The organism is Pseudomonas sp. TWI628 (assembly GCF_039673865.1).
Taxonomy (GTDB): Bacteria; Pseudomonadota; Gammaproteobacteria; order Pseudomonadales; family Pseudomonadaceae; genus Aquipseudomonas.
The window spans coordinates 131368-154247 of the sequence record NZ_JBDJMM010000004.1 but is presented as its reverse complement, the minus strand read 5'-3'; the positions used below and the strand labels follow the sequence as shown (position 1 = coordinate 154247).

Genomic DNA, 22880 nt, shown 5'->3' with positions numbered 1-22880 from the left:
CGGTCAGCCCCGGGCCAGCGCCGCCAGCACCAGTTCGCAGCTGCGCTGGCCATAGGCGGTGAGCACCTCGCGGATGCGCGACAGGTCACGGGCAACCACGGCTTCAAGCAGGCGGGCGAACAGGTCGAGGTAGTCGTCCATGTTGGCCTGGCGCTGATCCAGGGCCAGGTAGTAGGCGCGGCTCATGGCCGGCTGCAGGTTTTCCACGGTTTCCTGCAGATAGGGGTTGTCAGCGAAGGGGTAGGCAGCGCGCATCACCGCGAAGCTCTCGGCGACGAACTCCTTGATGCCCTGGCGATCGCGAGCCTGCTGCAGGCGCTGCTGGATGTCCAGAAACGGGCGCAGGTCGGCTTCCAGGCGCCATTTCTGGGCAACGGCGTTGCCCAGCAGGATGTAGAACTCGCCCATCAGGGTGCACAGGCTGCGCACGCTGCGCTCGTCCAGTTCGGTGACATGGGCGCCACGTCGCGGCAGGATCGCGACCAGATGGCGACGTTCGAGGATCAACAACGCTTCGCGCACCGAACCGCGGCTGACACTGAGGGCCTGGGTCACCTTCTGTTCCTGGATACGCTCACCCGGCGCAAGCTCGCCGCGGATAATGCGTTCGGCCAGGTAGTCGGCAATCTGCTCGGAGAGGCTGTCCGGCGCCTTGAACGTCATGGTTTTCCTTCAAAATCATTGAACTGGGCACAAGGGAGCGATTGTAGCGCACTTGCCCAGCGCGCGCGCAGAGGGGCGCGGCGCTTTATTTGACCTGCCGGGCTGCCAGCGACACGGCGCGATCTATGCTTGTGATATGGGCACTGCGTTCGGCTGGGCGTCGGCATGCGCATTTTCCTGACCTTTGAGTCAGAAAAATATTGACCACTGCAACAGGTCTGCTTATTGTCCGCCCAACAACAATAAAACCATTGCGAGGCCATCCCCGTGATCCAGTTTCTCGTCAACCAGGAGCTGCGTAGTGAGCATGCCCTGGACCCGAACATGACGGTGCTGCAGTACCTGCGCGAGCACCTGGGCAAACCCGGCACCAAAGAAGGCTGTGCCAGTGGCGACTGTGGTGCCTGCACCGTGGTGGTCGGCGAACTTGTACAGGACGACCAGGGCGAGGACAGCCTGCGCTACCGCAGCCTGAACGCCTGCCTGACCTTCGTCTCCTCCTTGCACGGCAAGCAGCTGATCAGCGTCGAAGGCCTCAAGCACAACGGCCAACTGCACAGCGTGCAGCAGGCCATGGCCGATTGCCATGGCTCGCAATGCGGCTTCTGCACCCCGGGTTTCGTCATGTCGCTGTTCGCCTTGCAGAAGAACAGCCAGGGCGCCGACCTGCATCAGGCCCAGGAAGCCCTGGCCGGCAACCTGTGCCGCTGCACTGGCTATCGCCCGATCCTCGACGCCGCCGAGCAGAGCTGCCGCCAGCCCTGCCGCGACCAGTTCGACGCCCAGCAGGGGCAGACCATCGCCCGCCTCAAGGCCATCGCCCCAACCCAGACCGGCGAACTCAACAGTGGCGACAAGCGCTGCCTGGTGCCGCTGACCGTCGCCGACCTGGCCGACCTGTACAGCTCGCACCCTGAAGCCCGGCTGCTGGCCGGTGGTACCGACCTGGCGCTGGAAGTCACCCAGTTCCACAAGACCCTGCCGGTGATGATCTACGTTGGCCACGTCGCCGAACTCAAGCGCATCGACAAGACCGCCAGCCACCTGGAAATCGGCGCCGCCACCTCGCTCACCGATTGCTACGGCGCCCTCAACGAGGAATACCCGGACTTCGGCGACCTGCTGCATCGCTTCGCCTCGCTGCAGATCCGCAACCAGGGCACCCTCGGCGGCAACATCGGCAACGCCTCGCCAATCGGCGACTCGCCACCCCTGCTGATCGCCCTGGATGCGCAGGTGGTCCTGCGCCAGGGCGAGCGCCAGCGGGTGATGCCGCTGGAAGACTACTTCATCGACTACCGCATCACTGCCCGCCAGGACAGCGAGTTCATCGAGAAGATCGTCGTGCCACGCGCCAGCAACGACTGGGCCTTCCGCGCCTATAAAGTGTCCAAACGCCTGGACGACGACATTTCCGCCGTATGCGGTGCCTTCAACCTGAGCATCGAAGACGGCGTGGTCAGCGGCGTGCGCATCGCCTTCGGCGGCATGGCAGCCATCCCCAAGCGCGCCCGCGCCTGCGAAGCCGCCTTGCGCGGCAAGCCGTGGAACCAGGCCAGCATCGAGCGTGCCTGCCAGGCCCTGGCCGAAGACTTCACCCCGCTCAGCGACTTCCGCGCCAGCAAGGAATACCGCCTGCTGACCGCGCAGAACCTGCTGCGCAAGTACTTCATCGAACAGCAAACGCCCTACATCGAGACCCGGGTGACCGACTATGTCTAACCATCACGTAGCCAAGAGCCAGGCCGAGATGGCCGAACTGTTCAGCCAAGACCTGACCACCGGGGTCGGCCGCAGCGTCAAGCACGACAGTGCCGACAAGCATGTGTCGGGCGAAGCGCTGTACATCGACGACCGCCTGGAATTCCCCAACCAGCTGCACGTCTATGCGCGCACCGCAGACCGCGCCCATGCGCGCATCCTGCGCATCGACACCACGCCCTGCTACGCCTTCGAAGGCGTGCGCATCGCCATCACCCACGAAGACATCCCGGGCCTGAAGGACATCGGCCCGGTGGCCGCCGGCGACCCGCTGCTGGCCATCGACAAGGTCGAGTTCTTCGGCCAGCCGGTGCTCGCCGTGGCGGCCCGCGACCTCGACACTGCCCGCCGTGCGGCGATGGCCGCCATCGTCGAATACGAAGACCTGGAGCCGGTGCTGGACGTGGTCGAGGCGCTGCGCAAGAAACATTTCGTGCTCGACAGCCACACCCACCAGCGCGGCGATTCGGCCGCCGCCCTGGCCAGCGCCCCGCACCGCCTGCAAGGCACCCTGCACATCGGTGGCCAGGAGCACTTCTACCTGGAAACCCAGATCTCCTCGGTGATGCCCACCGAGGATGGCGGCATGATCGTCTATTGCTCCACGCAGAACCCTACTGAAGTGCAGAAGCTGGTCGCCGAAGTGCTCGACGTGCCGATGAACAAGGTGGTGCTGGACATGCGCCGCATGGGCGGCGGCTTCGGCGGCAAGGAAACCCAGGCAGCCAGCCCGGCCTGCCTGTGCGCGGTGATCGCACGCCTGACCGGCCAACCGACCAAGATGCGCCTGCCGCGGGTCGAAGACATGACCATGACCGGCAAGCGCCACCCGTTCTATGTGGAGTACGACGTCGGCTTCGACGATGACGGCCGCCTGCACGGCATCAACCTCGAGCTGGCCGGCAACTGCGGCTACTCGCCCGACCTGTCCGGTTCGATCGTCGACCGCGCGATGTTCCACTCCGACAACGCCTACTACCTGGGCGATGCCACCGTACACGGCCACCGCTGCAAGACCAACACCGCCTCCAATACCGCCTACCGCGGCTTCGGCGGCCCGCAGGGGATGGTCGCCATCGAGCAGGTGATGGACCACATCGCCCGTCACCTGGGCCGCGACCCACTGGCCGTGCGCAAGGCCAACTATTACGGCAAGACCGAACGCAACGTCACCCACTACTACCAGACCGTCGAGCACAACATGCTCGAGGAGATGACCGCGGAACTGGAAGCCAGCAGCGACTACGCCGAGCGCCGCGAATCGATCCGCCGCTTCAACGCCAACAGCCCGGTCCTGAAGAAGGGCCTGGCGCTGACCCCGGTCAAGTTCGGTATCTCGTTCACCGCCACTTTCCTCAACCAGGCCGGTGCGCTGATCCACATCTACACCGACGGCAGCATTCACCTGAACCACGGCGGCACCGAGATGGGCCAGGGCCTGAACACCAAGGTGGCACAGGTGGTGGCGCAGGTCTTCCAGGTCGATTTCAGCCGCATCCAGATCACCGCCACCAACACCGACAAGGTGCCCAACACCTCGCCGACCGCGGCTTCGAGTGGCGCCGACCTGAACGGCAAGGCCGCGCAGAACGCCGCCGAAATCCTCAAGAAGCGCCTCACCGAGTTTGCCGCGCGGCACTACCAGGTGACCGAGGAAGACGTCGAGTTCCGCAATGGCCATGTGCGCGTGCGCGACCAGATCGTCAGCTTCGAGCAGCTGGTACAGCAGGCGTACTTCGCCCAGGTATCGCTGTCGACCACCGGCTTCTACCGCACGCCGAAGATCTACTACGACCGCAGCCAGGCACGTGGCCGGCCGTTCTACTACTTCGCCTTCGGCGCTGCCTGCGTGGAAGTGATCGTCGACACCCTGACCGGCGAGTACAAGATGCTGCGCGCCGACATCCTGCATGACGTGGGTGATTCGTTGAACCCGGCCATCGACATCGGCCAGGTCGAAGGCGGCTTCATCCAGGGCATGGGCTGGCTGACCACCGAAGAGCTGGTGTGGAACGCCAAGGGCAAGCTGATGACCAACGGCCCGGCCAGCTACAAGATCCCGGCGGTGGCCGACATGCCGCTGGACCTGCGGGTGAAGCTGGTGGAGAACCGCAAGAACCCGGAAGACACCGTGTTCCACTCCAAGGCCGTGGGCGAACCGCCGTTCATGCTCGGCATCGCCGCCTGGTGCGCGCTCAAGGACGCCGTGGCCAGCATCGCCGACTACCGCGTGCAGCCACAGGTGGATGCGCCGGCGACGCCGGAGCGGGTGTTGTGGGGTTGCGAGCAGATGCGCAAGGCGGTGGCCCAGCAGCAACCGACTGAACAGGAACTGGAAATCGTCACCCACTGACAACGCAGGCCCCTGTGGGAGCGGGTTTACCCACTCCCTCAGGGGCCAAGAGAGGCTGAATCATGCACCAATGGATCAACGCCCTCGCCGACCACCAGTCCCGCGGCGAAGCCTGCGTGCTGGTGACCATCATCGAGGAGCGCGGTTCGACCCCACGCAACGCCGGCTCGAAAATGGTCGTCAGCAGCACCGGCCTGTTCGACACCATCGGCGGCGGCCACCTGGAATACAAGGCCCTGCACATCGCCCGGCAGATGCTTGAAGAGCACCGCAACACCCCGCACCTGGAGCGCTTCAGCCTCGGCGCCAGCCTGGGCCAGTGCTGCGGCGGCGCCACTGTGCTGCTGTTCGAGCCAATGGCCGCGGTGCAGGCAGAGATCGCCGTGTTCGGCGCGGGCCATGTCGGCCGCGCTCTGGTACCCTTGCTCGCCGCGCTGCCCTGCCGGGTGCGCTGGATCGACTCGCGTGAACAGGAATTCCCCCAGTTCATCCCCAACGGGGTGACCAAGGTCGTCAGTGAAGAACCGGTCGACGAAGTTGCCGACCTGCCGCCAGGCAGCTACTGCATCGTCATGACCCACAACCACCAGCTCGACCTGGAGCTGACCGCCGCCATTCTCAAGCGCAACGATTTCACCTGGTTCGGCCTGATCGGCTCGAAGACCAAACGGGTCAAGTTCGAGCACCGCCTGCGCGAACGCGGCTACGACGATGCCGTGCTGGCGCGCATGCGCTGCCCGATGGGCCTGCCCGAAGTCAAGGGCAAGCTGCCGATCGAGATTGCCGTGTCCATCGCCGGCGAAATCATTGCCACCTACAACGCCTGCTTCGGCCAGCACGATGCTGCCGCCAATGCTGGCCCCATTGCCCAGTTGCTGCCGCCCTCCCGGCGCAGCCAAGCCATTTGACGAGTGTGTTATGACCGTTACCCGCAAAGCCTACCGTGCCGCCATCCTGCACAGCATCGCCGACCCGGCCGAGGTAGGCCTGGACGCTTCCCATGAGTATTTCGAGGACGGCCTGCTGGTGATCGACGATGGCCGCATCAGTGCCGTCGGCCCTGCCAGCGAGCTGCTGCCGAGCCTGGCGGCCGACATCGAAGTGGTGCATTACCAGGACGCACTGATCACCCCGGGTTTCATCGACACGCATATCCACTTCCCGCAGACCGGCATGATCGGCTCCTACGGCGAGCAACTGCTGGACTGGCTCAATACCTACACCTTCCCTTGCGAAAAACAGTTCGCCGACAAGGATCACGCCGACAAGGTGGCGAAGATCTTCCTCCAGGAACTGCTGCGCAACGGCACCACCACTGCCCTGGTGTTCGGCAGCGTGCACCCGCAGTCGGTCAATGCCCTGTTCGAAGAAGCCGAGCGCCTGGACCTGCGGATGATTGCCGGCAAGGTGATGATGGACCGCAACGCCCCGGACTACCTGACCGACACCGCCGAGTCCGGCTACACCGAGAGCAAACAGCTGATCGAGCGCTGGCACGGCAAGGGCCGCCTGCACTACGCCGTGACCCCACGCTTCGCCCCGACCAGCACGCCGGAACAGCTGACCCTGGCCGGTCAGCTGCTGAAGGAATACCCAGGCCTGTACATGCACACCCACCTGTCCGAGAACCTCAAGGAAATCGACTGGGTCAAGGAGTTGTTCCCCGAGCAGAAAGGCTACCTGGACGTCTACGACCACTTCGAGCTGCTCAGCGAACGCTCGGTGTTCGCCCACGGCGTGCACCTGTGCGACAGCGAATGCCAGCGCCTGGCCGAAACCGGTTCGGCCGTGGCGTTCTGCCCGACCTCCAACCTGTTCCTCGGCAGCGGCCTGTTCAACCTGCCCCAGGCTGAGCGCTTCAAGGTCAACGTGGGCCTGGGTACCGATGTCGGCGCTGGCACCAGCTTCTCGCTGCTCAACACCCTGAACGAGGCGTACAAGGTGATGCAGTTGCAAGGCGCACGCCTGCACCCGTACAAGTCGCTGTACCTGGCCACCCTCGGTGGCGCTCGCGCCTTGCGCCTGGACGACCGTATCGGCAGCCTGCGCCCAGGCAACGATGCCGACTTCGTGGTACTCGACTACAAGGCCACGCCACTGCTGGACTACCGCATTCAGCAGTCCAGCAGCATTGAAGAAACCTTGTTCGTGCTAACCACCCTGGGCGACGACCGCACCGTGCGTGAAACCTACGCCGCCGGGCGTTGCGTGCATCAGCGCTAAGGTTCTTTCGCCAGGCCCCGGTATAGCGCGCCGCCGATCGCAGCCCCGATCAGCGGCGCCACCCAGAACAGCCACAGCTGCTGCAGTGCCCAGCCGCCGACGAACAATGCCGGCCCCGTGCTGCGCGCGGGGTTGACCGAGGTATTGGTCACCGGGATCGAGATCAGGTGGATCAGGGTCAGGGCCAGGCCAATGGCAATCGGCGCAAAGCCTGCCGGGGCACGGGCGTCGGTGGCGCCCATGATCACCACCAGGAACATGGCGGTCATCACCACTTCACTGATGAAACCCGCGCCCAGCGTGTAGCCGCCGGGCGAATGCTCGGCGTAGCCGTTGGACGCCAGGCCCGAGGACAGTTCGAAACCGGCCTTGCCACTGGCGATGAGGTAGATCACGCCAGCCGCCAGAATGGCACCGATCACCTGGGCGATCACATAGGGCAGCAGCTCTTTGGCCGGGAAGCGCCCACCGACCACCAGCCCGAACGACACGGCGGGGTTGAGATGACAACCGGAGATATGGCCGATGGCGAAGGCCATGGTCAGCACGGTAAGGCCGAAGGCGAAAGCGACACCGAGCACACCGATGCCGACGGGAGAACTGGCTGCGAGTACGGCACTGCCACAACCACCAAGAACCAACCAGAAGGTGCCGACCAGCTCGGCCCCCATCCGTGTACCCAGAGACATGGTCATCGACCTATCCTCAAGAAGTGGAACGCAATGGATGCGCAAGCCCAACTGCTTGATGAAGGTTTGCTCACAAGAATTTAGCAGACGTTTGGCTATTGGCCAGTAACGACGAAGGGCTGCAAAAGCAGCCCTTCGGTCACATCAGGCAAACGATCAGCCCTTGGCCGACACCTTGGGCTTTTTCAGCAGGTGCGAGAACACGGCGTGCAGGTCGTCCGAGGCGCTCTCCTCGTCCAGGTTCAGTTTGCTGTCGATATGGTCCATGTGGTGCATCATCAGGCTCACCGCCTGCTCGGCATCACGCGCCTCGATGGCATCGATCAATTGCATGTGCTCGTCATACGAGCAGTGCGAGCGCGTGCCGGTCTCGTACTGGGCGATGATCAGCGAAGTCTGCGACACCAGGCTGCGCTGGAAGCTGACCAGCGGGGCATTGCCGGCGGCTTCAGCCAACTTGAGGTGAAACTCGCCGGAAAGGCGGATACCCGCACCACGGTCACCACGGGAGAAGCTGTCGCGTTCCTCACGCACCATCTGGCGCAGTTCGTTGAGCTGCTCAAGCGTCGCGTGCTGGACTGCCAGTTCGGTGATGGCACGTTCGACCATGCGCCGCGAGAAGAACACCTGGCGCGCCTCTTCAACCGTCGGGCTGGCCACTACCGCACCGCGATTGGGCCGCAGCAGCACCACGCTTTCGTGGGCCAGGCGCGACAGGGCGCGGCGGATAATGGTACGGCTGACGCCAAAGATCTCGCCCAGCGCTTCCTCGCTCAACTTGGTGCCCGGCGCCAATCGCTGCTCGAGGATCGCCTCGAAGATATGCGCGTAGACGATGTCGTCCTGGGTACCACTGCGGCCGGCCTTGCCAGTACGCGCAGGTTTTTTCAGAGGTTGCAGCTGTTCGTTCATGGGCTCTCGAGGCACGAAGAGAAAGTATGGCGCCATTGTACACAGGCTGAGGCGATTCCGCAGGGGGCGTTTTACCTATATAGCCGTTGTACGACGCATTGCGCACACAAAACATAAAACATTATTTGCATTCTTTGTACACAAAAGCATAATCCACCGAGCAACATCTTGACCCGTAAGTCAACAAAACGCGTCAGACGTCTGCCTTCCCCTCGCGGAGCCACCAAGTGCATAGCTCAGGACCCTGGCTCCCACAACAACAAGAAAGACTTGAGGAGTACATGCTGTGGAAAGCCGCAAATCGGAAGCCCCTACGCTGGATCTCGCGCCGCCGCTCGAAACGAGTTGGCTGGAGCGGATTTTCAAACTCAAGCAACACGGCAGCACTGTCAGAACCGAACTGATCGCCGGGGTGACCACCTTCATCACCATGGCCTACATCATCTTCGTCAACCCCAACATCATGGCCGACGCCGGCATCGACCATGGTGCCGCCTTCGTCGCCACCTGCATCGCTGCCGCGCTGGGCTGCCTGCTGATGGGCCTGTACGCCAACTGGCCGGTGGGCCTGGCGCCGGGCATGGGGCTCAATGCCTTCTTTACCTACACCGTGGTCGGCACCATGGGCTACAACTGGGAAACGGCGCTGGGGGCGGTATTCGTCTCGGGTGTGCTGTTCATGTTCCTGACCCTGTCACGCGTGCGCGAGTGGCTGCTCAACAGCATCCCGGTGAGCCTGCGCCATGCCATGGGGGCCGGCGTCGGATTGTTTCTCGGGCTGATCGGCCTGAAGACTGCCGGCATCATCGTTGCCAGCCCGGCCACCCTGATCAAGCTGGGTTCGCTGCATGAACCAGGGCCGCTGCTGGCGGCGCTGTGCTTCCTGCTGATTGCCATCCTCAGCTACAAGCGTGTGTTTGGTGCGATCCTGATCAGCATCATCGGCGTCACCCTGGCCGGCTGGGGCCTGGGGCTGGTCAAGTTCGGCGGGGTGATGTCGATGCCGCCGAGCCTGGCACCGACCTGGATGGCCATGGACGTGGCCGGCGTGTTCAACGTCAGCATGATCAGCGTGGTGCTGGCGTTCCTGTTCGTGCACATGTTCGACACCGCCGGCACCCTGATGGGCGTGGCCCAGCGGGCCAACCTGGTGGCACCGGACGGGCGCATCGAAAACCTGTCGCGGGCATTGAAGGCCGACAGTGCGTCGAGCGTGTTCGGTGCGGTGGTCGGCGTACCACCGGTGACCAGCTATGTGGAAAGTGCTGCCGGTGTAGCCGCAGGGGGTCGTACTGGCCTGACGGCGGTGGTAGTCGGCCTGTTGTTCATCGCAGCAATGTTCTTCGCCCCGCTGGCCGGGATGATTCCCGCCTATGCCACTGCCGGCGCGCTGATCTACGTGGCGATGCTGATGATGGGCAGCATGGCGCATATCCACTGGGACGAAGCCACCGACAGCATTCCGGCGATCGTCACGGTGATCATGATGCCGCTGACCTTCTCGGTCGCCGATGGTATTGCCTTGGGCTTCATCAGCTATGTGGCGTTGAAGGCGGGTACCGGTAAATACAAGGAAATCTCCGCCAGCCTGTGGGTACTGTGCGTGATCTTCATTGCCAAGTTCGTGTTCCTCTGAGCCTCACCGCACCAACCAAGGGCGCTTCGGCGCCCTTTCTTTATTCATTCAACCGTACCGGCCACACAAAAACAGCAGACGAAAAAAAGCCCGCCAGTGTGAGAGCGGGCCAAAGGACCTACGAAGATTCTTCTAGCGACCAACTAGCTTCCGCGGTAGGTCGAATAGCTGTACGGCGAGATCAGCAGCGGCACGTGGTAGTGCTCCTGCTTTTCATCGATGCCGAAACGCAGCACGACAACATCCAAAAACGCCGTGTCCGGCAGCTGCACGCCGCGGGCACGGTAGTAGGCGCCAGCACTGAACTGCAGCTGGTAGACGCCGGTACGGTAATCGTCACCCTGCAGCAGCGGGGCGTCGACGCGGCCATCGCTGTTGGTCAGGGCAGTGTTCACCAGCTCCAGTTGCTGGCCTTCGACGCGGTACAGCTCGACCTTGATCGAGCTGCCTGGGCAGCCATGCGCGGCATCCAGTACGTGTGTGGTCAAACGTCCCATCTGCTTGTCGCCTCTTGTTCAATCTATGGGCAAAAAATACACAGCCAATGCCCCAGCATGGGGCCTGCGATGTGCGGGAATGAGGCCATTAAGACATTTCAGCGCTAGATTGTACACAATTTTTTAAGCCCTTGCGTCACGAGCCCCGCCAACCAGCCATCAGTCACAAATACAGGCGCGGTGCAGAGCCTAACGCCATTAACTGACCAAACAGGCAGGTTTCTTGCAACGGATTCTCATGCGACAAAAGGGAAGAAATGCGGAAAAACAGGCTTACAAAAGATTTCAGAAGTTGTATACAATCAGCCCATCCGGTGGTGCGACATCCCGACGCGGCCCGCCCACCCCGCACTAACACACAAGAAGGAAGACTGCAGTGAGCGCTGACTACCCTCGCGACCTGATCGGTTACGGCAACAACCCTCCTCACCCGCAATGGCCGGGCAACGCTCGCATCGCGCTGTCTTTCGTCCTCAACTACGAAGAAGGCGGCGAACGCAACATCCTGCACGGTGACAAAGAGTCCGAAGCCTTCCTCTCCGAGATGGTCGCTGCCCAGCCGCTGCAGGGCCAGCGCAACATGAGCATGGAATCGCTGTACGAGTACGGCAGCCGCGCCGGCGTCTGGCGCCTGCTCAAGCTGTTCAAGGACAGCGGGGTACCCCTGACCGTCTTCGCCGTGGCCATGGCCGCCCAGCGCCACCCCGATGTGATCCGCGCCATGGCCGAAGCCGGCCACGAGATCTGCAGCCACGGCTACCGCTGGATCGACTACCAGAACATGGACGAGGCCCAGGAGCGCGAGCACATGCTCGAAGCCATCCGCATCCTCACCGAACTCACCGGCGAACGCCCGGTGGGCTGGTACACCGGCCGCACCGGCCCGAACACCCGCCGCCTGGTGATGGAGGAAGGTGGCTTCCTCTATGACAGCGACACCTACGACGACGACCTGCCCTACTGGGAACCGAACAACCCGACCGGCAAGCCACACCTGGTGATCCCGTACACCCTCGACACCAACGACATGCGCTTCACCCAGGTGCAGGGCTTCAACTGTGGCGAGCAGTTCTTCCAGTACCTGAAAGACGCCTTCGACGTGCTGTACGCCGAAGGCAGCGACGCCCCGAAGATGCTGTCCATCGGCCTGCACTGCCGCCTGGTCGGCCGCCCGGCGCGCCTGGCCGCGCTCAAGCGTTTCGTCGACTACGCCAAGAGCCACGATCAGGTCTGGTTCGCCCGTCGCGTGGACATTGCCCGCCACTGGTACGCCACCCACCCGTACAAGAAAGAGAACGCCTGATGACCGCCTTCAAAACCCTCAAGCCCTCCACCCTGCCCCGTGACGCCTTCGTCGCGGCGTTCGCCGACATCTATGAGCACTCGCCATGGGTCGCCGAAAAAGCCTACGACCTGGGCCAGCTGGACGAACTGGACGAGATCGAGGCGCTGCACCAGCGCATGAGCGACATCCTGCTCAGCGCCAACCACGCCGACCAACTGGCGCTGATCAACGCTCACCCGGACCTGGCCGGCAAGGCCGCCATCCAGGGTGAGCTGACCGAATCGAGCACCAACGAGCAGGCCGGCGCCGGTATCCACCAGTGCACCGCCGAAGAGTTCGCCCGTTTCACCGAACTGAACGACGCCTACAAGGCCAAGTTCCAGTTCCCGTTCATCATGGCGGTAAAAGGTAGCAACCGGCACCAGATCCTCGCCTCCTTTGAAAAACGCATCCACAACGATGCCGATGCCGAATTCAAGGAAGCCCTGGCGCAGATCAACCTGATCGCCCTGTTCCGCCTGCTGCAGCTGTAAGCAACAGCCGAACCTTATTTGAAAAACGAACAATAGAAGAGAATCCGCATGCGCACCCTGACGATCGAGCCCCTGACCAAAGAAGCCTTCGCCGAATTCGGAGACGTGATCGAAACCGATGGCAGCGACCACTTCATGATCAACAACGGCTCGACCATGCGCTTTCACAAGCTCGCCACGGTCGAGACCGCCGAGCCTGAAGACAAGGCGATCATCAGCATCTTCCGCGCCGACGCGCAGGACATGCCGCTGACCGTGCGCATGCTGGAGCGCCATCCGCTGGGCAGCCAGGCTTTCATCCCGCTGCTCGGCAACCCCTTTCTGATCGTGGTCGCGCCCGTTGGCGATGCACCTGTATCAGGTTTGGTCCGTGCCTTCCGTAGTAACGGCAGGCAGGGCGTTAATTACCATCGCGGCGTCTGGCACCACCCGGTGCTGACGATCGAAAAGCGGGATGACTTCCTGGTGGTTGATCGCAGTGGTTCTGGCAACAACTGCGATGAGCATTACTTCACCGAGGAACAGATGCTGATCCTCAATCCCCACCAATAAGAAAAGGTCGGTCATCGTTCACGGTGATCGGCAGAGGTACATACTGTGGAAGCACACCTTCACGAATGGCTGAACCTGAGCATTCGCTGGGTTCACATGATCACCGGCGTGGCCTGGATCGGTGCATCGTTCTACTTCGTCTGGCTGGAGAACCACCTGAACCGAAGCAACCCGCGCGATGGGTTGTCGGGTGATCTCTGGGCGATTCACGGCGGTGGTATCTACCACCTGGAGAAATACAAGCTCGCACCCCCGAAAATGCCCGAGAACCTGCACTGGTTCAAATGGGAAGCCTATTTCACCTGGATGTCCGGTATCGCCCTGCTGTGCGTGGTGTTCTACTGGAACCCGAGCCTCTACCTGCTGGCCCCCGGCAGCACCCTGAGCGGTGCCGAAGGCGTGGCCATCGGTATCGGTTCGCTGGTTGCCGGCTGGTTCATCTACGACTTCCTGTGCGACTCGCCACTGGGCAAGCACCCTGCCCTGCTCGGCGCCGTGCTGTTCGTCCTGATCATTGCCGCCTGCTTCGGCTTCAGCCTGGTGTTCAGCGGCCGTGGTGCGTACCTGCACACCGGCGCGATCATCGGCACCATCATGGTCGGTAACGTGTTCCGCATCATCATGCCGGCCCAGCGCCAGCTGGTGGCGGCGATCGAGAACAACCAGACCCCCGACCCGGTACTGCCGGCCAAGGGCCTGCTGCGCTCGCGTCACAACAACTACTTCACCCTGCCGGTGCTGTTCATCATGATCAGCAACCACTTCCCGAGCACCTACGGTAGCCAGTACAACTGGCTGATCCTGGCCGGCATTGCAGTAGCCGCGGTTCTGATCCGCCACTACTTCAACACCCGCCACGACAGCAACAAGTACGCCTGGACCTTGCCGGTCGGTGCCCTGGCGATGATCTGCCTGGCCTATGTCACCGGCCCCAAGCCGATGGCAGTCAGCCCTGAGCAGGCCGCAGCGAAGGTCGAGTACCAGCCACTGCCCGCCACCGCCGTCGGTGGCAAGACTGCCGCCGAGCTGCGCGCCGAGGAAGCCGCCAAGGCCGCCGAAGCACCAGCCGCACCAGCCGAGGCCCCGGCCCAGGCAACTGCACAGGCCGCGGGTGGCGACTTCGACAAGATCCACAAAGTCATCCAGGAACGCTGCAGCGTGTGCCACTCGTCGAAACCGACCAGCCCACTGTTCAGCGCAGCACCTGCCGGCGTGATGTTCGACACCCCGCAGCAGATCCAGGCCCAGGCCGCGCGCATTCAGGCGCAAGCGGTTGCCAGCCAGATCATGCCGCTGGGCAACATCACCCAGATGACTGCCGAAGAGCGCAAGCTCGTCGGTGACTGGATCGCCAAAGGCGCTCAGGTCAACTGATCGAGCTCCAAGCGTCAAGCTGCAAGCCTCAAGCTGTACGTAGTAGGAAGCAAGCATCGAGTGTCAGGCTCCAACGCGGGAACCCCAAGCTTTTTCTTGAAGCTTGCCGCTTGGAGCTTGTCACTTGGATCCGAGAATAAAAACAAAACTCGAGGTGCTGCATGTCCGAGTCACGCAAGGCGTACATTCCAGTTGCGCCGCCGCGACAGCCTCTGCCCCTGTTCCAACTGTTCCTGGTTGGCCTGCAACATGTACTGCTGATGTACGGGGGGGCGATTGCCGTCCCTCTGATCATCGGCCAGGCCGCTGGTTTGTCCCGTGAAGAAGTCGCTTTCCTGATCAACGCCGACCTGCTGGTCGCCGGTGTCGCCACCATCATCCAGTCGTTCGGGATCGGCCCGGTCGGGATCCGCATGCCGGTGATGATGGGTGCCAGCTTCGCTGCCGTCGGCAGCATGGTGGCCATGGCCGGCATGCCAGGCGTGGGCCTGCAGGGGATCTTCGGCGCGACCATCGCTGCCGGGTTCTTCGGCATGCTGATCGCGCCGTTCATGTCCAAGGTCGTACGCTTCTTCCCACCACTAGTCACCGGCACGGTGATCACCTCGATTGGCCTGTCGCTGTTCCCGGTCGCCGTCAACTGGGCCGGTGGTGGCCAGGACGCCACGACCTTCGGCTCGCCGATCTACCTGCTGGTGGCTGGCCTGGTGCTGGCCGTCATCCTGTTGATCAACCGCTTCATGCGCGGCTTCTGGGTCAACGTGTCGGTGCTGGTGGGCATGGGCCTTGGCTACATCCTCGCCGGTTCCATCGGCATGGTCGACCTGTCGGGCCTGAGCGACACGCCGTGGCTGCAAGTGGTAACCCCACTGCACTTCGGCATGCCGACCTTCAGCCTGGCGCCGATCCTGTCGATGTGCCTGGTAGTGGTGATCATCTTCGTCGAGTCGACGGGCATGTTCCTCGCCCTGGGCAAGGTGACAGACCGTGAAGTGACACCAGGGATGCTGCGTCGCGGCCTGTTGTGCGATGCCGGCGCGTCGTTCATCGCCGGTTTCTTCAACACCTTCACCCACTCCTCGTTCGCCCAGAACATCGGCCTGGTGCAGATGACTGGCGTGCGTTGCCGCTACGTCACGATAACCGCAGGCGCACTGCTGATCATGCTCAGCCTGCTGCCCAAGGCAGCCTTCCTGATTGCCTCGATCCCGCCCGCGGTACTGGGCGGCGCGTCCATCGCCATGTTCGGCATGGTCACGGCCACCGGGATCAAGATCCTCCAGGAAGCCGACATCGGCGACCGTCGCAACCAGTTGCTGGTGGCGGTAAGCGTCGGCTTCGGCCTGATCCCTGTGGTCAAGCCGGAGTTCTTCGCGCAGATGCCGCAGTGGATGGAACCCATCACCCACAGCGGGATTGCCATGGCCACGGTCAGTGCCCTGGTGCTCAACGTGCTGTTCAACATCCTCGGTGGTGCCGAGCGCGCCGTGCATAACGACGCCTGCCACCAACATTGAGCCCTGAGCGGGGCGGCGCAGTGTGCCGCCCCTGTTCACTATCCGCCGTAACCGCTTCACCGTCGGCCCGCCGGAATGGGCCGCTCGGGGCGCCTGCGCGCCGAAAAAACCGCCAACAAAAACAATAAGTCCGGGAATCACAACATGAAGCGCATCACCTCGTCCCTGCTGCTGGGCAGCAGCCTGCTGGCCACCCTCCCCGCCCATGCAGGCGATTGGCTGCTGTGGCACGGCGAAAGCCTGACGTACCTGTACGGCAAGGATTTCAAGGTCAACCCGAGCATCCAGCAGACTGTCACCTTCGAGCACGCCAACAAATGGAAGTACGGCGACACGTTCATGTTCGTCGACAAGATCTTCTACAACGGCAAGCCCGACCCCGGCAAAGGCGTGACCACCTATTACGGTGAATTCAGCCCACGCCTGTCGTTCGGCAAGATCTTCGACCAGAAGCTCGCCTTCGGCCCGATCAAGGACCTGCTGCTGGCGATGACCTATGAACGTGGCGAAGGCGACAACGAGGCCTACCTGATCGGCCCCGGCTTCGACCTCGACATTCCCGGCTTCAACTATTTCACGCTGAACTTCTATGTGCGCAACACCGAAGGCAGCCGCCCTGGTGACAATGTCTGGCAAATCACCCCGGGCTGGTCGTACACCATTCCCGTGGGCAAGTCCGACATCCTGATCGACGGCTACATGGACTGGGTCACCGACAACGACCAGAACAAACGGGGCACCTACCACGCCAACCTGCACTTCAACCCGCAGGTCAAGTACGACCTGGGCAAGGCCCTGAACATCGGCGCCAAGCAGCTGTACGTCGGCTTCGAGTACAGCTACTGGAAAGACAAGTACGGCATCGACAGCCGCGGCAACCTGGACAGCAATCAGAGTGTCGCCAGTGCCCTGATCAAAGTGCACTTCTGAAAATCTGACCAAACGCACAGGTTTGAATCACCGTGCTCCAGGACGGAGCACTTGAGGCGCGGCGCGCAAGCCAGTAATCTGCGCGCCCCCTCGATCAGGGCAGGATGGATTCTGCCTGCGTTTACTGACCGCTCAGTCAATGAATTCGGGCGGTTGGCCAACGTGTTGCCAGCCTGAAACACCCATTTTCATCCGTTCAGAACGAGTCGAGCAGGAAGGTAGCAGCTAACCCCGAAAGTTGGCGCAGCTCTTGCCAAACAAGTGTGGCCAATCGAAAAAAGCTGACTCAAAAGACAAAAAAGCGCCGATAACGAGCGCTGACAACAGATCAATCAAGGGAGCGACACTCGCAATGCGTACCATCAACAGCCTGATTCTCGCGGGCGGCCTGCTGGCCTGCGGCACCACCTTCGCTGGCGACCTGCTGCAGTGGCAGAACAACAGCCTGACCTACCTGTGGGGCAAGAACTTCAAGGTCAACCCCGATACTCAGCAAACCTTCACCTTCGAGCACGCCGATGGCTGGAAGTACGGCGACAACTTCTTCTTCGTCGACAAGATCTTCTACCTGGGCAAGAAGGACGCCAATAACGGCCCCAACAGCTACTACGGCGAATTCAGCCCGCGCCTGTCGTTCGGCAAGATCTTCGACCAGAAGCTCGAGTTCGGCCCGGTCAAGGACGTGCTGCTGGCCGCGACCTACGAGTTTGGCGAGGGTGACGTCGAGTCGTACCTGATCGGCCCAGGCTTCGACCTGAACATTCCGGGCTTCGACTACTTCCAGCTGAACTTCTACAACCGCATGCCTGAAGGCAGCCGCGCGGGCAACAATGTCTGGCAGATCACCCCGGTCTGGTCCTACACCATTCCGGTCGGTGACTCGGATGTGCTGATCGATGGCTTCATGGACTGGGTCGTCGACAATGACGAGAATCGTCACGGCACCTACCACGCCAACCTGCACTTCAACCCGCAGATCAAGTACGACCTGGGCAAAGCCCTGCACCTGGGCGAGAAGCAGCTGTATGTGGGTGTCGAGTACGACTACTGGAAGGACAAGTACGGCATCAAGGACAGCGATGGCTTCACCACCGACCAGAACACCATGAGTCTCTTGGTGAAAGTACACTTCTGATCGGCTGAGTCGTGACAGCGCCGTTATTTGACGGCGCCGTCATTCAACCACCTTGTAAGTTTACGCTTAAAGCTTTTTAAGACTTATCTTACTTGCAAAAAATATTGCCTTGTAAGTCAAAAACATGACCGCTGGCAGTAACATGCCAAACACCAGCAATACCCACTCTACTTCGTAGTGCGGGAGCACCCGGAAGATATCCAGCACCAGCATGACCGAATTGATCGCCAATGCCAGGCCGAACATCGCACAGCACTTGTAAAGGGCCTGAGTGTCGGCGCCGCGCAGCAGGAAGCCAAAGCCCAAAGCCCCCCACGCCAGTGCCGTGAGCAGGTAGAGCGCCAAGTGATAGGCGTCGTAAGTCAGCACACCGAACATGTGGGTTTTTCCTCCCGATCAAGTCTGAAAAAGCTAGTTACGACTATAAAGCCATCGCCTTCGCCTGTACGGCGATTTTTTGACAATATTTTTGCAAATTTTCGACTAGACTCGTTGCCCTCGCACAACCAAGAAAGAAAACAGGCCAACTTGATGCGTACTTCCCTCGCCGCGCCATGGCGCTATCTGCTGCTGCTTTGCTCAACCTGGTTCGGCATATTCCTGCTGACACGAATCCTATTGCTGGTGACTCATCTGGATGAGGTCAGCGGCAATTATTTCTCGATCTTCTTCGACGGGGCCATCTACGACCTGAGCTTCCTCATCTACACGGCCCTGCCGCTGGGTGTGTACCTGGCGCTGTGCCCGAACAGGCTGTGGCGCTCGCCTGCCAACCGCTGGCTGCTCGGCGGTTTGCTGGTGGTCAGCCTGTTCGTGATGCTGTTCGTCGCCGTGGCCGAGTGGCTGTTCTGGGATGAATTCGGCGTACGCTTCAACTTTATCGCTGTCGACTACCTGGTGTATTCCAAGGAAGTGCTGGACAACATCCGCGAGTCCTACCCACTGCCGGCACTGCTCAGCGGCATCGCGGTGGCCGCAGCCCTGCTCGCTCTGCTGTTGCGCAAACCGCTGGCCCAGGCCCTCGCCGGCCCCGCCGCCACCTCACGCCAGCGCTTCTCCGGGCTGGGCGTGCTGGCCGTGCTGGTCGGCCTGAACATCGTGGTCATCGACCAGCAGTTCCCACGCGGCCAGGGCGGCAACGCCTACCAGCGCGAACTGGCCAGCAACGGCCCTTACCAGTTCTTCGCCGCCTTCCGTAACAACGAACTGGACTACACCCAGTTCTACGCCAGCCTCGGCGCCGGTGAAGTCGGCGCGCAGATGCACCAGGAACTGGCCGAACCCAATGCCAGCTTCCAGGGCCAGGAGCCTCAGGACATCCGCCGCCACATCAGTGCCAACGGCGAGCAGCGCACCCCGAACATCATCCTGGTGACCATCGAAAGCTTCAGCGCCAAGTACATGGGCAGCAACGGCGATGCGCGCAACCTCACGCCGAACCTCGACGCCCTGCGCCGCGAGAGCCTGTACTTCAACAACTTCTACGCCACCGGCACCCGTACCGACCGCGGCCTGGAAGCCATCACCCTGTCGATCCCGCCCACCCCGGGCCGCTCGATCGTCAAGCGCATCGGCCGCGAAAGCGGCTACGCCAGCCTTGGCCAGCAACTGACCGCCAAAGGCTACGACGCCGTCTTCGTCTACGGCGGGCGCGGCTACTTCGACAACATGAATGCCTTCTTCAGCGGCAACGGCTACCGCATTGTCGACCAGAGCAGCGTCGATGAAAGCGAAATCAGCTTCAAGAACGCCTGGGGCATGGCTGACGAGGACCTGTACCGGCAGACCCTCAAGCTGGCCGATGCCGATTTCGCCCAGCAAAAGCCGTTCTTCCTGCAACTGATGACCACCTCGAACCACCGTCCCTACACCTACCCGGACGGCCGCATCGACATCCCGTCAGGCGACGGCCGCGAAGGCGCGGTGAAGTACACCGACCATGCCATCGCCCAGTTCCTCAAGGAAGCCAAGGGCAAGCCGTGGTTCGACAACACCCTGTTCGTCTTTGTCGCCGACCACACGGCCGGTAGCGCCGGGGTCGAGGACCTGCCGGTGAACAACTACCAGATCCCGCTGTGGATCTACGCACCGAAAATGGTCGAGCCCCGCGAAGACAGCAAGCTGGCCAGCCAGATCGACCTGGCACCTACCCTGCTGGGCTTGCTCAACTTCGACTACACCTCGACCTTCTTCGGCCGCGACCTGCTCAAGGAAGACGACCTGCCGCCACGCGTGCTGATCGGCAACTACCAGCACCTGGGGCTGTTCGACGGCAACAACCTGGCCATTCTCAGCCCACGTGGCGGCATGCGTGTGCATGAAGACGCCTTGGGCAAAAGCCGGGAAACCACAGTCACCAGCGACAACCCGCTGATCCGCCGGGCAATCGCCTACTACCAGAGTGCCGCCCACGGCTTCAGCCAGGGCCTGCTGGCCTGGAAGCCCGAGGAGCAAGGCATCGCAACCGGCAAGTGAGCCCTCATGTGGCGGGCCGCAGCGCCCGCCACAGTTTCCCCGCAGCAGCCACCACCGCCAGCACCACGGCCCCGGCCAGCACACCGGCCAGGCCATTGAGCAGGCCGCTGGTCAGTGCCCCTCCGCGCCCCTCGCTGAACGCCTCGACCGCGTGATGCAGGGGCGCCACCCCGTGTACCAGAATCCCGCCACCGACCAGGAACATCGCCGCGGTGCCGATCACTGAGAGGCTCTTCATCATGTAGGGTGCGGCCCGCAGGATGCCGTTGCCGATCGAACGGGCCAGCTGCGACGACTTCTGGGTCATCCACAGCCCCAGGTCGTCAAGCTTGACGATACCGCCCACCAGCCCGTACACACCGATGGTCATGACCACCGCGATGCCCGACAGCACGATGATCTGCTGCGTCAGCGGCGAGTCGGCGACGATGCCCAAGGTAATGGCGATGATTTCGGCGGAGAGGATGAAGTCGGTACGCACTGCACCCTTGATCTTGGCTTTCTCGAACGCCACCAGGTCGACAGTGGCATCGGCCACGGCCTCCTTGCGCGCCTCGTGCTGCACTTCGTCCTCTTCCTTGCTGTGCAGAAACTTGTGCGCCAGCTTCTCGAAGCCTTCAAAGCACAGGTAGGCGCCACCCAGCATCAGCAGCGGCGTCACTGCCCAGGGGATGAACGCGCTGATCAACAGCGCCGCCGGCACCAGGATCGCCTTGTTCACCAGCGAGCCCTTGGCCACCGCCCACACCACCGGAATCTCGCGCTCAGCGCGCACGCCGGTGACCTGCTGGGCATTGAGCGCCAGGTCGTCACCCAACACGCCTGCGGTCTTCTTTGCCGCGACCTTGGTCATCACCGAAACATCGTCGAGCACCGTGGCGATGTCGTCGATCAGTACCAATAGACTGCTTCCTGCCATGTTTGCTTGTATCCAAATTAGACAATGTGCCGGATTCTAGCCCAAAGCCGCTGCCTTGAGCGTCCGTCGGGCGCGGTGCTACCATGCCCGATCCCTCTTAGAGGTGGCCATTATCGAGGAAGATCCCTGACCATGAGCACTATTCGCGAGCGCAACAAGGAGCTGATCCTGCGCGCAGCCAGTGAAGAGTTTGCCGACAAGGGCTTCGCCGCCACCAAGACCAGCGACATCGCTGCCAAGGCCGGCCTGCCCAAGCCGAACGTGTATTACTACTTCAAATCCAAGGACAACCTCTATCGCGAGGTCCTGGAGAGCATCATCGCGCCGATCATGCAGGCATCGACGCCGTTCAATGCCGACGGTGATCCGAAAGAAGTGTTGAGTGCGTACATCCGCTCGAAGATCCGCATCTCGCGTGACCTGCCCCATGCCTCGAAGGTGTTCGCCAGCGAAATCATGCATGGCGCACCGCACCTGTCGCCGAACCAGGTGGAGCAGTTGAATGAGCAGGCCCGGCACAACATCGAGTGCATCCAGCGTTGGATCGACCGCGGGCAGATCGCCCATGTCGATGCTCATCACCTGATGTTCAGCATCTGGGCCGCGACCCAGACCTATGCCGATTTCGACTGGCAGATTTCGGCGGTGACCGGCAAGGCCAAGCTGGCCGACAGCGATTACGATGCTGCGGCCGACACCATCATACGCATGGTGCTCAAGGGCTGTGAGCCTGAAGTGGCCTGACAATCGGCGCTGGATTCATCGCGGAAAAATCCGCTCCTACAGGCCTGTGGTAATCCTTGTAGGAGCGGATTTATCCGCGATCACGCCAGATCAGACAGCAAAGAATTAAGCCGCTACACCCGCATCCGCCTTCAACCCCGCCTCTTCGATCGCACTGATCGCGCATTGCTCGTCGATATCCGACGTATCGCCGCTGATCCCCACCGCTCCCAGCACCTTGCCGTCCTGATTACGAATCAGCACGCCGCCCGGCGCAGGCACCACCGGCTGCTCACCCAAACCGTTCAACGCCGCGAAAAACGCCGGCCGTTGCTGTGCATCCAGCGCCAGCAGACGCGAGCCCTTGCCCAGGGCAATCGCACCCCAGGCCTTGCCGGTGGCCACTTGCGGGCGAATCAGGCTGGCGCCGTCCTCGCGCTGCAAGGCCAGCAGGTGCCCGCCGGCATCAAGCACGGCCACGGTCAGCGGCGCTGCATTGATCTTGCGGCCCGCCGCCAGCGCGGCGTTCACCAGGCTGACAGCGACTTTCAGGTTCAAAGCGTTCATGGAAAGGTCCTCTTCTTGTTGTGAGAAGCCCTGAGGGCAGGTGAAAAACCGATAAGCCAATAGAACACAACTGAATCTATTTTTGTATACAATAAATTGAAACGATCGTATGCGAGACCGCAAACCGCCGTTTTCA

At 62.1% G+C, this 22880-nt stretch carries 21 protein-coding genes; 14 read left to right on the top strand and 7 right to left on the bottom strand.

Annotated features, from left to right (window positions below; translation table 11 throughout):
- Nucleotides 1–3 precede the first annotated feature (3 nt).
- Complete coding sequence (locus ABE528_RS04685) at nt 4–663, bottom strand: GntR family transcriptional regulator (RefSeq protein WP_346652333.1); 660 nt, start codon at nt 661–663, stop codon at nt 4–6.
- 267 nt (nt 664–930) lie between these two features.
- On the opposite strand from ABE528_RS04685, the gene xdhA reads away from it, so the two are divergent.
- The 4 genes from xdhA to guaD all read left to right on the top strand — a co-directional run bounded on the left by xdhA (nt 931) and on the right by guaD (nt 7000).
- Entirely contained in the window at nt 931–2385 is a 1455-nt protein-coding gene (gene xdhA / locus ABE528_RS04680) for a xanthine dehydrogenase small subunit (protein WP_346652332.1), read from the top strand.
- Nucleotides 2378–4777 (top strand): xanthine dehydrogenase molybdopterin binding subunit, encoded by a 2400-nt coding sequence (gene xdhB, locus ABE528_RS04675; RefSeq protein WP_152958903.1) that lies wholly within the window; start codon nt 2378–2380, stop codon nt 4775–4777. The genes xdhA and xdhB overlap by 8 nt, the downstream gene beginning before the upstream one ends.
- 62 nt (nt 4778–4839) lie before the next feature.
- Nucleotides 4840–5685 (top strand): xanthine dehydrogenase accessory protein XdhC, encoded by an 846-nt coding sequence (xdhC, locus tag ABE528_RS04670; RefSeq protein WP_346652331.1) that lies wholly within the window; start codon nt 4840–4842, stop codon nt 5683–5685.
- Nucleotides 5686–5695: 10 nt separating this feature from the next.
- Nucleotides 5696–7000: a guanine deaminase gene (guaD, locus tag ABE528_RS04665; protein WP_346652330.1), complete on the top strand. Its 1305-nt coding sequence runs from the start codon at nt 5696–5698 to the stop codon at nt 6998–7000.
- Here the strand turns inward: guaD and aqpZ are convergent.
- Entirely contained in the window at nt 6997–7695 is a 699-nt protein-coding gene (aqpZ, locus tag ABE528_RS04660; protein ID WP_152958900.1) for an aquaporin Z, read from the bottom strand. The two genes, guaD and aqpZ, sit on opposite strands and share 4 nt — an antisense overlap.
- 150 nt (nt 7696–7845) lie before the next feature.
- The gene (locus ABE528_RS04655) at nt 7846–8601 is read right to left on the bottom strand and encodes a GntR family transcriptional regulator (RefSeq protein WP_110636686.1); all 756 of its coding nucleotides are present in this window, start codon (nt 8599–8601) and stop codon (nt 7846–7848) included.
- Between the two features lie 316 nt (nt 8602–8917).
- Between ABE528_RS04655 and ABE528_RS04650 the strand changes: the two genes are divergently transcribed.
- A complete protein-coding gene (locus ABE528_RS04650) occupies nt 8918–10237 on the top strand; it encodes an NCS2 family permease (protein WP_152958957.1) in 1320 nt (439 codons plus the stop codon).
- Nucleotides 10238–10380: 143 nt separating this feature from the next.
- Here ABE528_RS04650 and uraH read toward each other — a convergent pair whose 3' ends face one another.
- Nucleotides 10381–10734 carry a hydroxyisourate hydrolase gene (gene uraH, locus ABE528_RS04645; protein ID WP_054884130.1) on the bottom strand — a complete coding sequence of 118 codons (354 nt, stop codon included), beginning with the start codon at nt 10732–10734 and terminating at the stop codon, nt 10381–10383.
- A gap of 376 nt (nt 10735–11110) precedes the next feature.
- Between uraH and puuE the strand changes: the two genes are divergently transcribed.
- From puuE to ABE528_RS04610, 7 genes are all read left to right on the top strand, one after another.
- Entirely contained in the window at nt 11111–12037 is a 927-nt protein-coding gene (gene puuE, locus ABE528_RS04640; protein ID WP_346652329.1) for an allantoinase PuuE, read from the top strand.
- Nucleotides 12037–12552 (top strand): 2-oxo-4-hydroxy-4-carboxy-5-ureidoimidazoline decarboxylase, encoded by a 516-nt coding sequence (gene uraD, locus ABE528_RS04635; RefSeq protein WP_346652328.1) that lies wholly within the window; start codon nt 12037–12039, stop codon nt 12550–12552. Before puuE ends, uraD begins: the two co-directional genes overlap by 1 nt.
- A 48-nt stretch (nt 12553–12600) precedes the next feature.
- Nucleotides 12601–13104: an ureidoglycolate lyase gene (locus tag ABE528_RS04630; RefSeq protein WP_152958898.1), complete on the top strand. Its 504-nt coding sequence runs from the start codon at nt 12601–12603 to the stop codon at nt 13102–13104.
- Between the two features lie 45 nt (nt 13105–13149).
- Nucleotides 13150–14478, top strand: coding sequence for a urate hydroxylase PuuD (locus ABE528_RS04625; protein ID WP_027921247.1), 1329 nt, complete (start codon nt 13150–13152; stop codon nt 14476–14478).
- 161 nt (nt 14479–14639) lie between these two features.
- Nucleotides 14640–15995: a nucleobase:cation symporter-2 family protein gene (locus tag ABE528_RS04620; RefSeq protein WP_152958897.1), complete on the top strand. Its 1356-nt coding sequence runs from the start codon at nt 14640–14642 to the stop codon at nt 15993–15995.
- 144 nt (nt 15996–16139) lie between these two features.
- Entirely contained in the window at nt 16140–16925 is a 786-nt protein-coding gene (locus ABE528_RS04615; RefSeq protein WP_346652327.1) for an outer membrane protein OmpK, read from the top strand.
- A gap of 352 nt (nt 16926–17277) precedes the next feature.
- Entirely contained in the window at nt 17278–18060 is a 783-nt protein-coding gene (locus ABE528_RS04610; protein ID WP_346652326.1) for an outer membrane protein OmpK, read from the top strand.
- 66 nt (nt 18061–18126) lie between these two features.
- Here ABE528_RS04610 and ABE528_RS04605 read toward each other — a convergent pair whose 3' ends face one another.
- Nucleotides 18127–18438 carry a hypothetical protein gene (locus ABE528_RS04605; protein ID WP_346652325.1) on the bottom strand — a complete coding sequence of 104 codons (312 nt, stop codon included), beginning with the start codon at nt 18436–18438 and terminating at the stop codon, nt 18127–18129.
- A gap of 153 nt (nt 18439–18591) precedes the next feature.
- Between ABE528_RS04605 and ABE528_RS04600 the strand changes: the two genes are divergently transcribed.
- Complete coding sequence (locus tag ABE528_RS04600; protein ID WP_152958894.1) at nt 18592–20535, top strand: LTA synthase family protein; 1944 nt, start codon at nt 18592–18594, stop codon at nt 20533–20535.
- Between the two features lie 4 nt (nt 20536–20539).
- Here the strand turns inward: ABE528_RS04600 and ABE528_RS04595 are convergent, their stop codons facing one another.
- A complete protein-coding gene (locus tag ABE528_RS04595; protein WP_152958893.1) occupies nt 20540–21454 on the bottom strand; it encodes a DUF808 domain-containing protein in 915 nt (304 codons plus the stop codon).
- Between the two features lie 132 nt (nt 21455–21586).
- Here ABE528_RS04595 and ABE528_RS04590 point away from each other — a divergent pair, with 132 nt between their 5' ends.
- Nucleotides 21587–22198, top strand: a complete 612-nt coding sequence (locus ABE528_RS04590; protein ID WP_103446543.1) for a TetR/AcrR family transcriptional regulator — start codon at nt 21587–21589, stop codon at nt 22196–22198.
- 105 nt (nt 22199–22303) lie between these two features.
- Here the strand turns inward: ABE528_RS04590 and ABE528_RS04585 are convergent, their stop codons facing one another.
- Nucleotides 22304–22744 (bottom strand): heme-binding protein, encoded by a 441-nt coding sequence (locus ABE528_RS04585; protein ID WP_346652324.1) that lies wholly within the window; start codon nt 22742–22744, stop codon nt 22304–22306.
- Between the last annotated feature and the right edge of the window lie 136 nt (nt 22745–22880).

Excerpts from the sequence above, each read along its gene's own strand:
- ABE528_RS04685 (WP_346652333.1), bottom strand. The coding sequence starts at position 663 with ATGACGTTCAAGGCGCCGGACAGCCTCTCCGAGCAGATTGCCGACTAC.
- xdhB (WP_152958903.1), top strand. The coding sequence starts at position 2,378 with ATGTCTAACCATCACGTAGCCAAGAGCCAGGCCGAGATGGCCGAACTG.
- xdhC (WP_346652331.1), top strand. The coding sequence starts at position 4,840 with ATGCACCAATGGATCAACGCCCTCGCCGACCACCAGTCCCGCGGCGAA.
- guaD (WP_346652330.1), top strand. The coding sequence starts at position 5,696 with ATGACCGTTACCCGCAAAGCCTACCGTGCCGCCATCCTGCACAGCATC.
- aqpZ (WP_152958900.1), bottom strand. The coding sequence starts at position 7,695 with ATGACCATGTCTCTGGGTACACGGATGGGGGCCGAGCTGGTCGGCACC.
- ABE528_RS04655 (WP_110636686.1), bottom strand. The coding sequence starts at position 8,601 with ATGAACGAACAGCTGCAACCTCTGAAAAAACCTGCGCGTACTGGCAAG.
- uraH (WP_054884130.1), bottom strand. The coding sequence starts at position 10,734 with ATGGGACGTTTGACCACACACGTACTGGATGCCGCGCATGGCTGCCCA.
- uraD (WP_346652328.1), top strand. The coding sequence starts at position 12,037 with ATGACCGCCTTCAAAACCCTCAAGCCCTCCACCCTGCCCCGTGACGCC.
- ABE528_RS04630 (WP_152958898.1), top strand. The coding sequence starts at position 12,601 with ATGCGCACCCTGACGATCGAGCCCCTGACCAAAGAAGCCTTCGCCGAA.
- ABE528_RS04620 (WP_152958897.1), top strand. The coding sequence starts at position 14,640 with ATGTCCGAGTCACGCAAGGCGTACATTCCAGTTGCGCCGCCGCGACAG.
- ABE528_RS04615 (WP_346652327.1), top strand. The coding sequence starts at position 16,140 with ATGAAGCGCATCACCTCGTCCCTGCTGCTGGGCAGCAGCCTGCTGGCC.
- ABE528_RS04610 (WP_346652326.1), top strand. The coding sequence starts at position 17,278 with ATGCGTACCATCAACAGCCTGATTCTCGCGGGCGGCCTGCTGGCCTGC.
- ABE528_RS04605 (WP_346652325.1), bottom strand. The coding sequence starts at position 18,438 with ATGTTCGGTGTGCTGACTTACGACGCCTATCACTTGGCGCTCTACCTG.
- ABE528_RS04600 (WP_152958894.1), top strand. The coding sequence starts at position 18,592 with ATGCGTACTTCCCTCGCCGCGCCATGGCGCTATCTGCTGCTGCTTTGC.
- ABE528_RS04595 (WP_152958893.1), bottom strand. The coding sequence starts at position 21,454 with ATGGCAGGAAGCAGTCTATTGGTACTGATCGACGACATCGCCACGGTG.
- ABE528_RS04590 (WP_103446543.1), top strand. The coding sequence starts at position 21,587 with ATGAGCACTATTCGCGAGCGCAACAAGGAGCTGATCCTGCGCGCAGCC.
- ABE528_RS04585 (WP_346652324.1), bottom strand. The coding sequence starts at position 22,744 with ATGAACGCTTTGAACCTGAAAGTCGCTGTCAGCCTGGTGAACGCCGCG.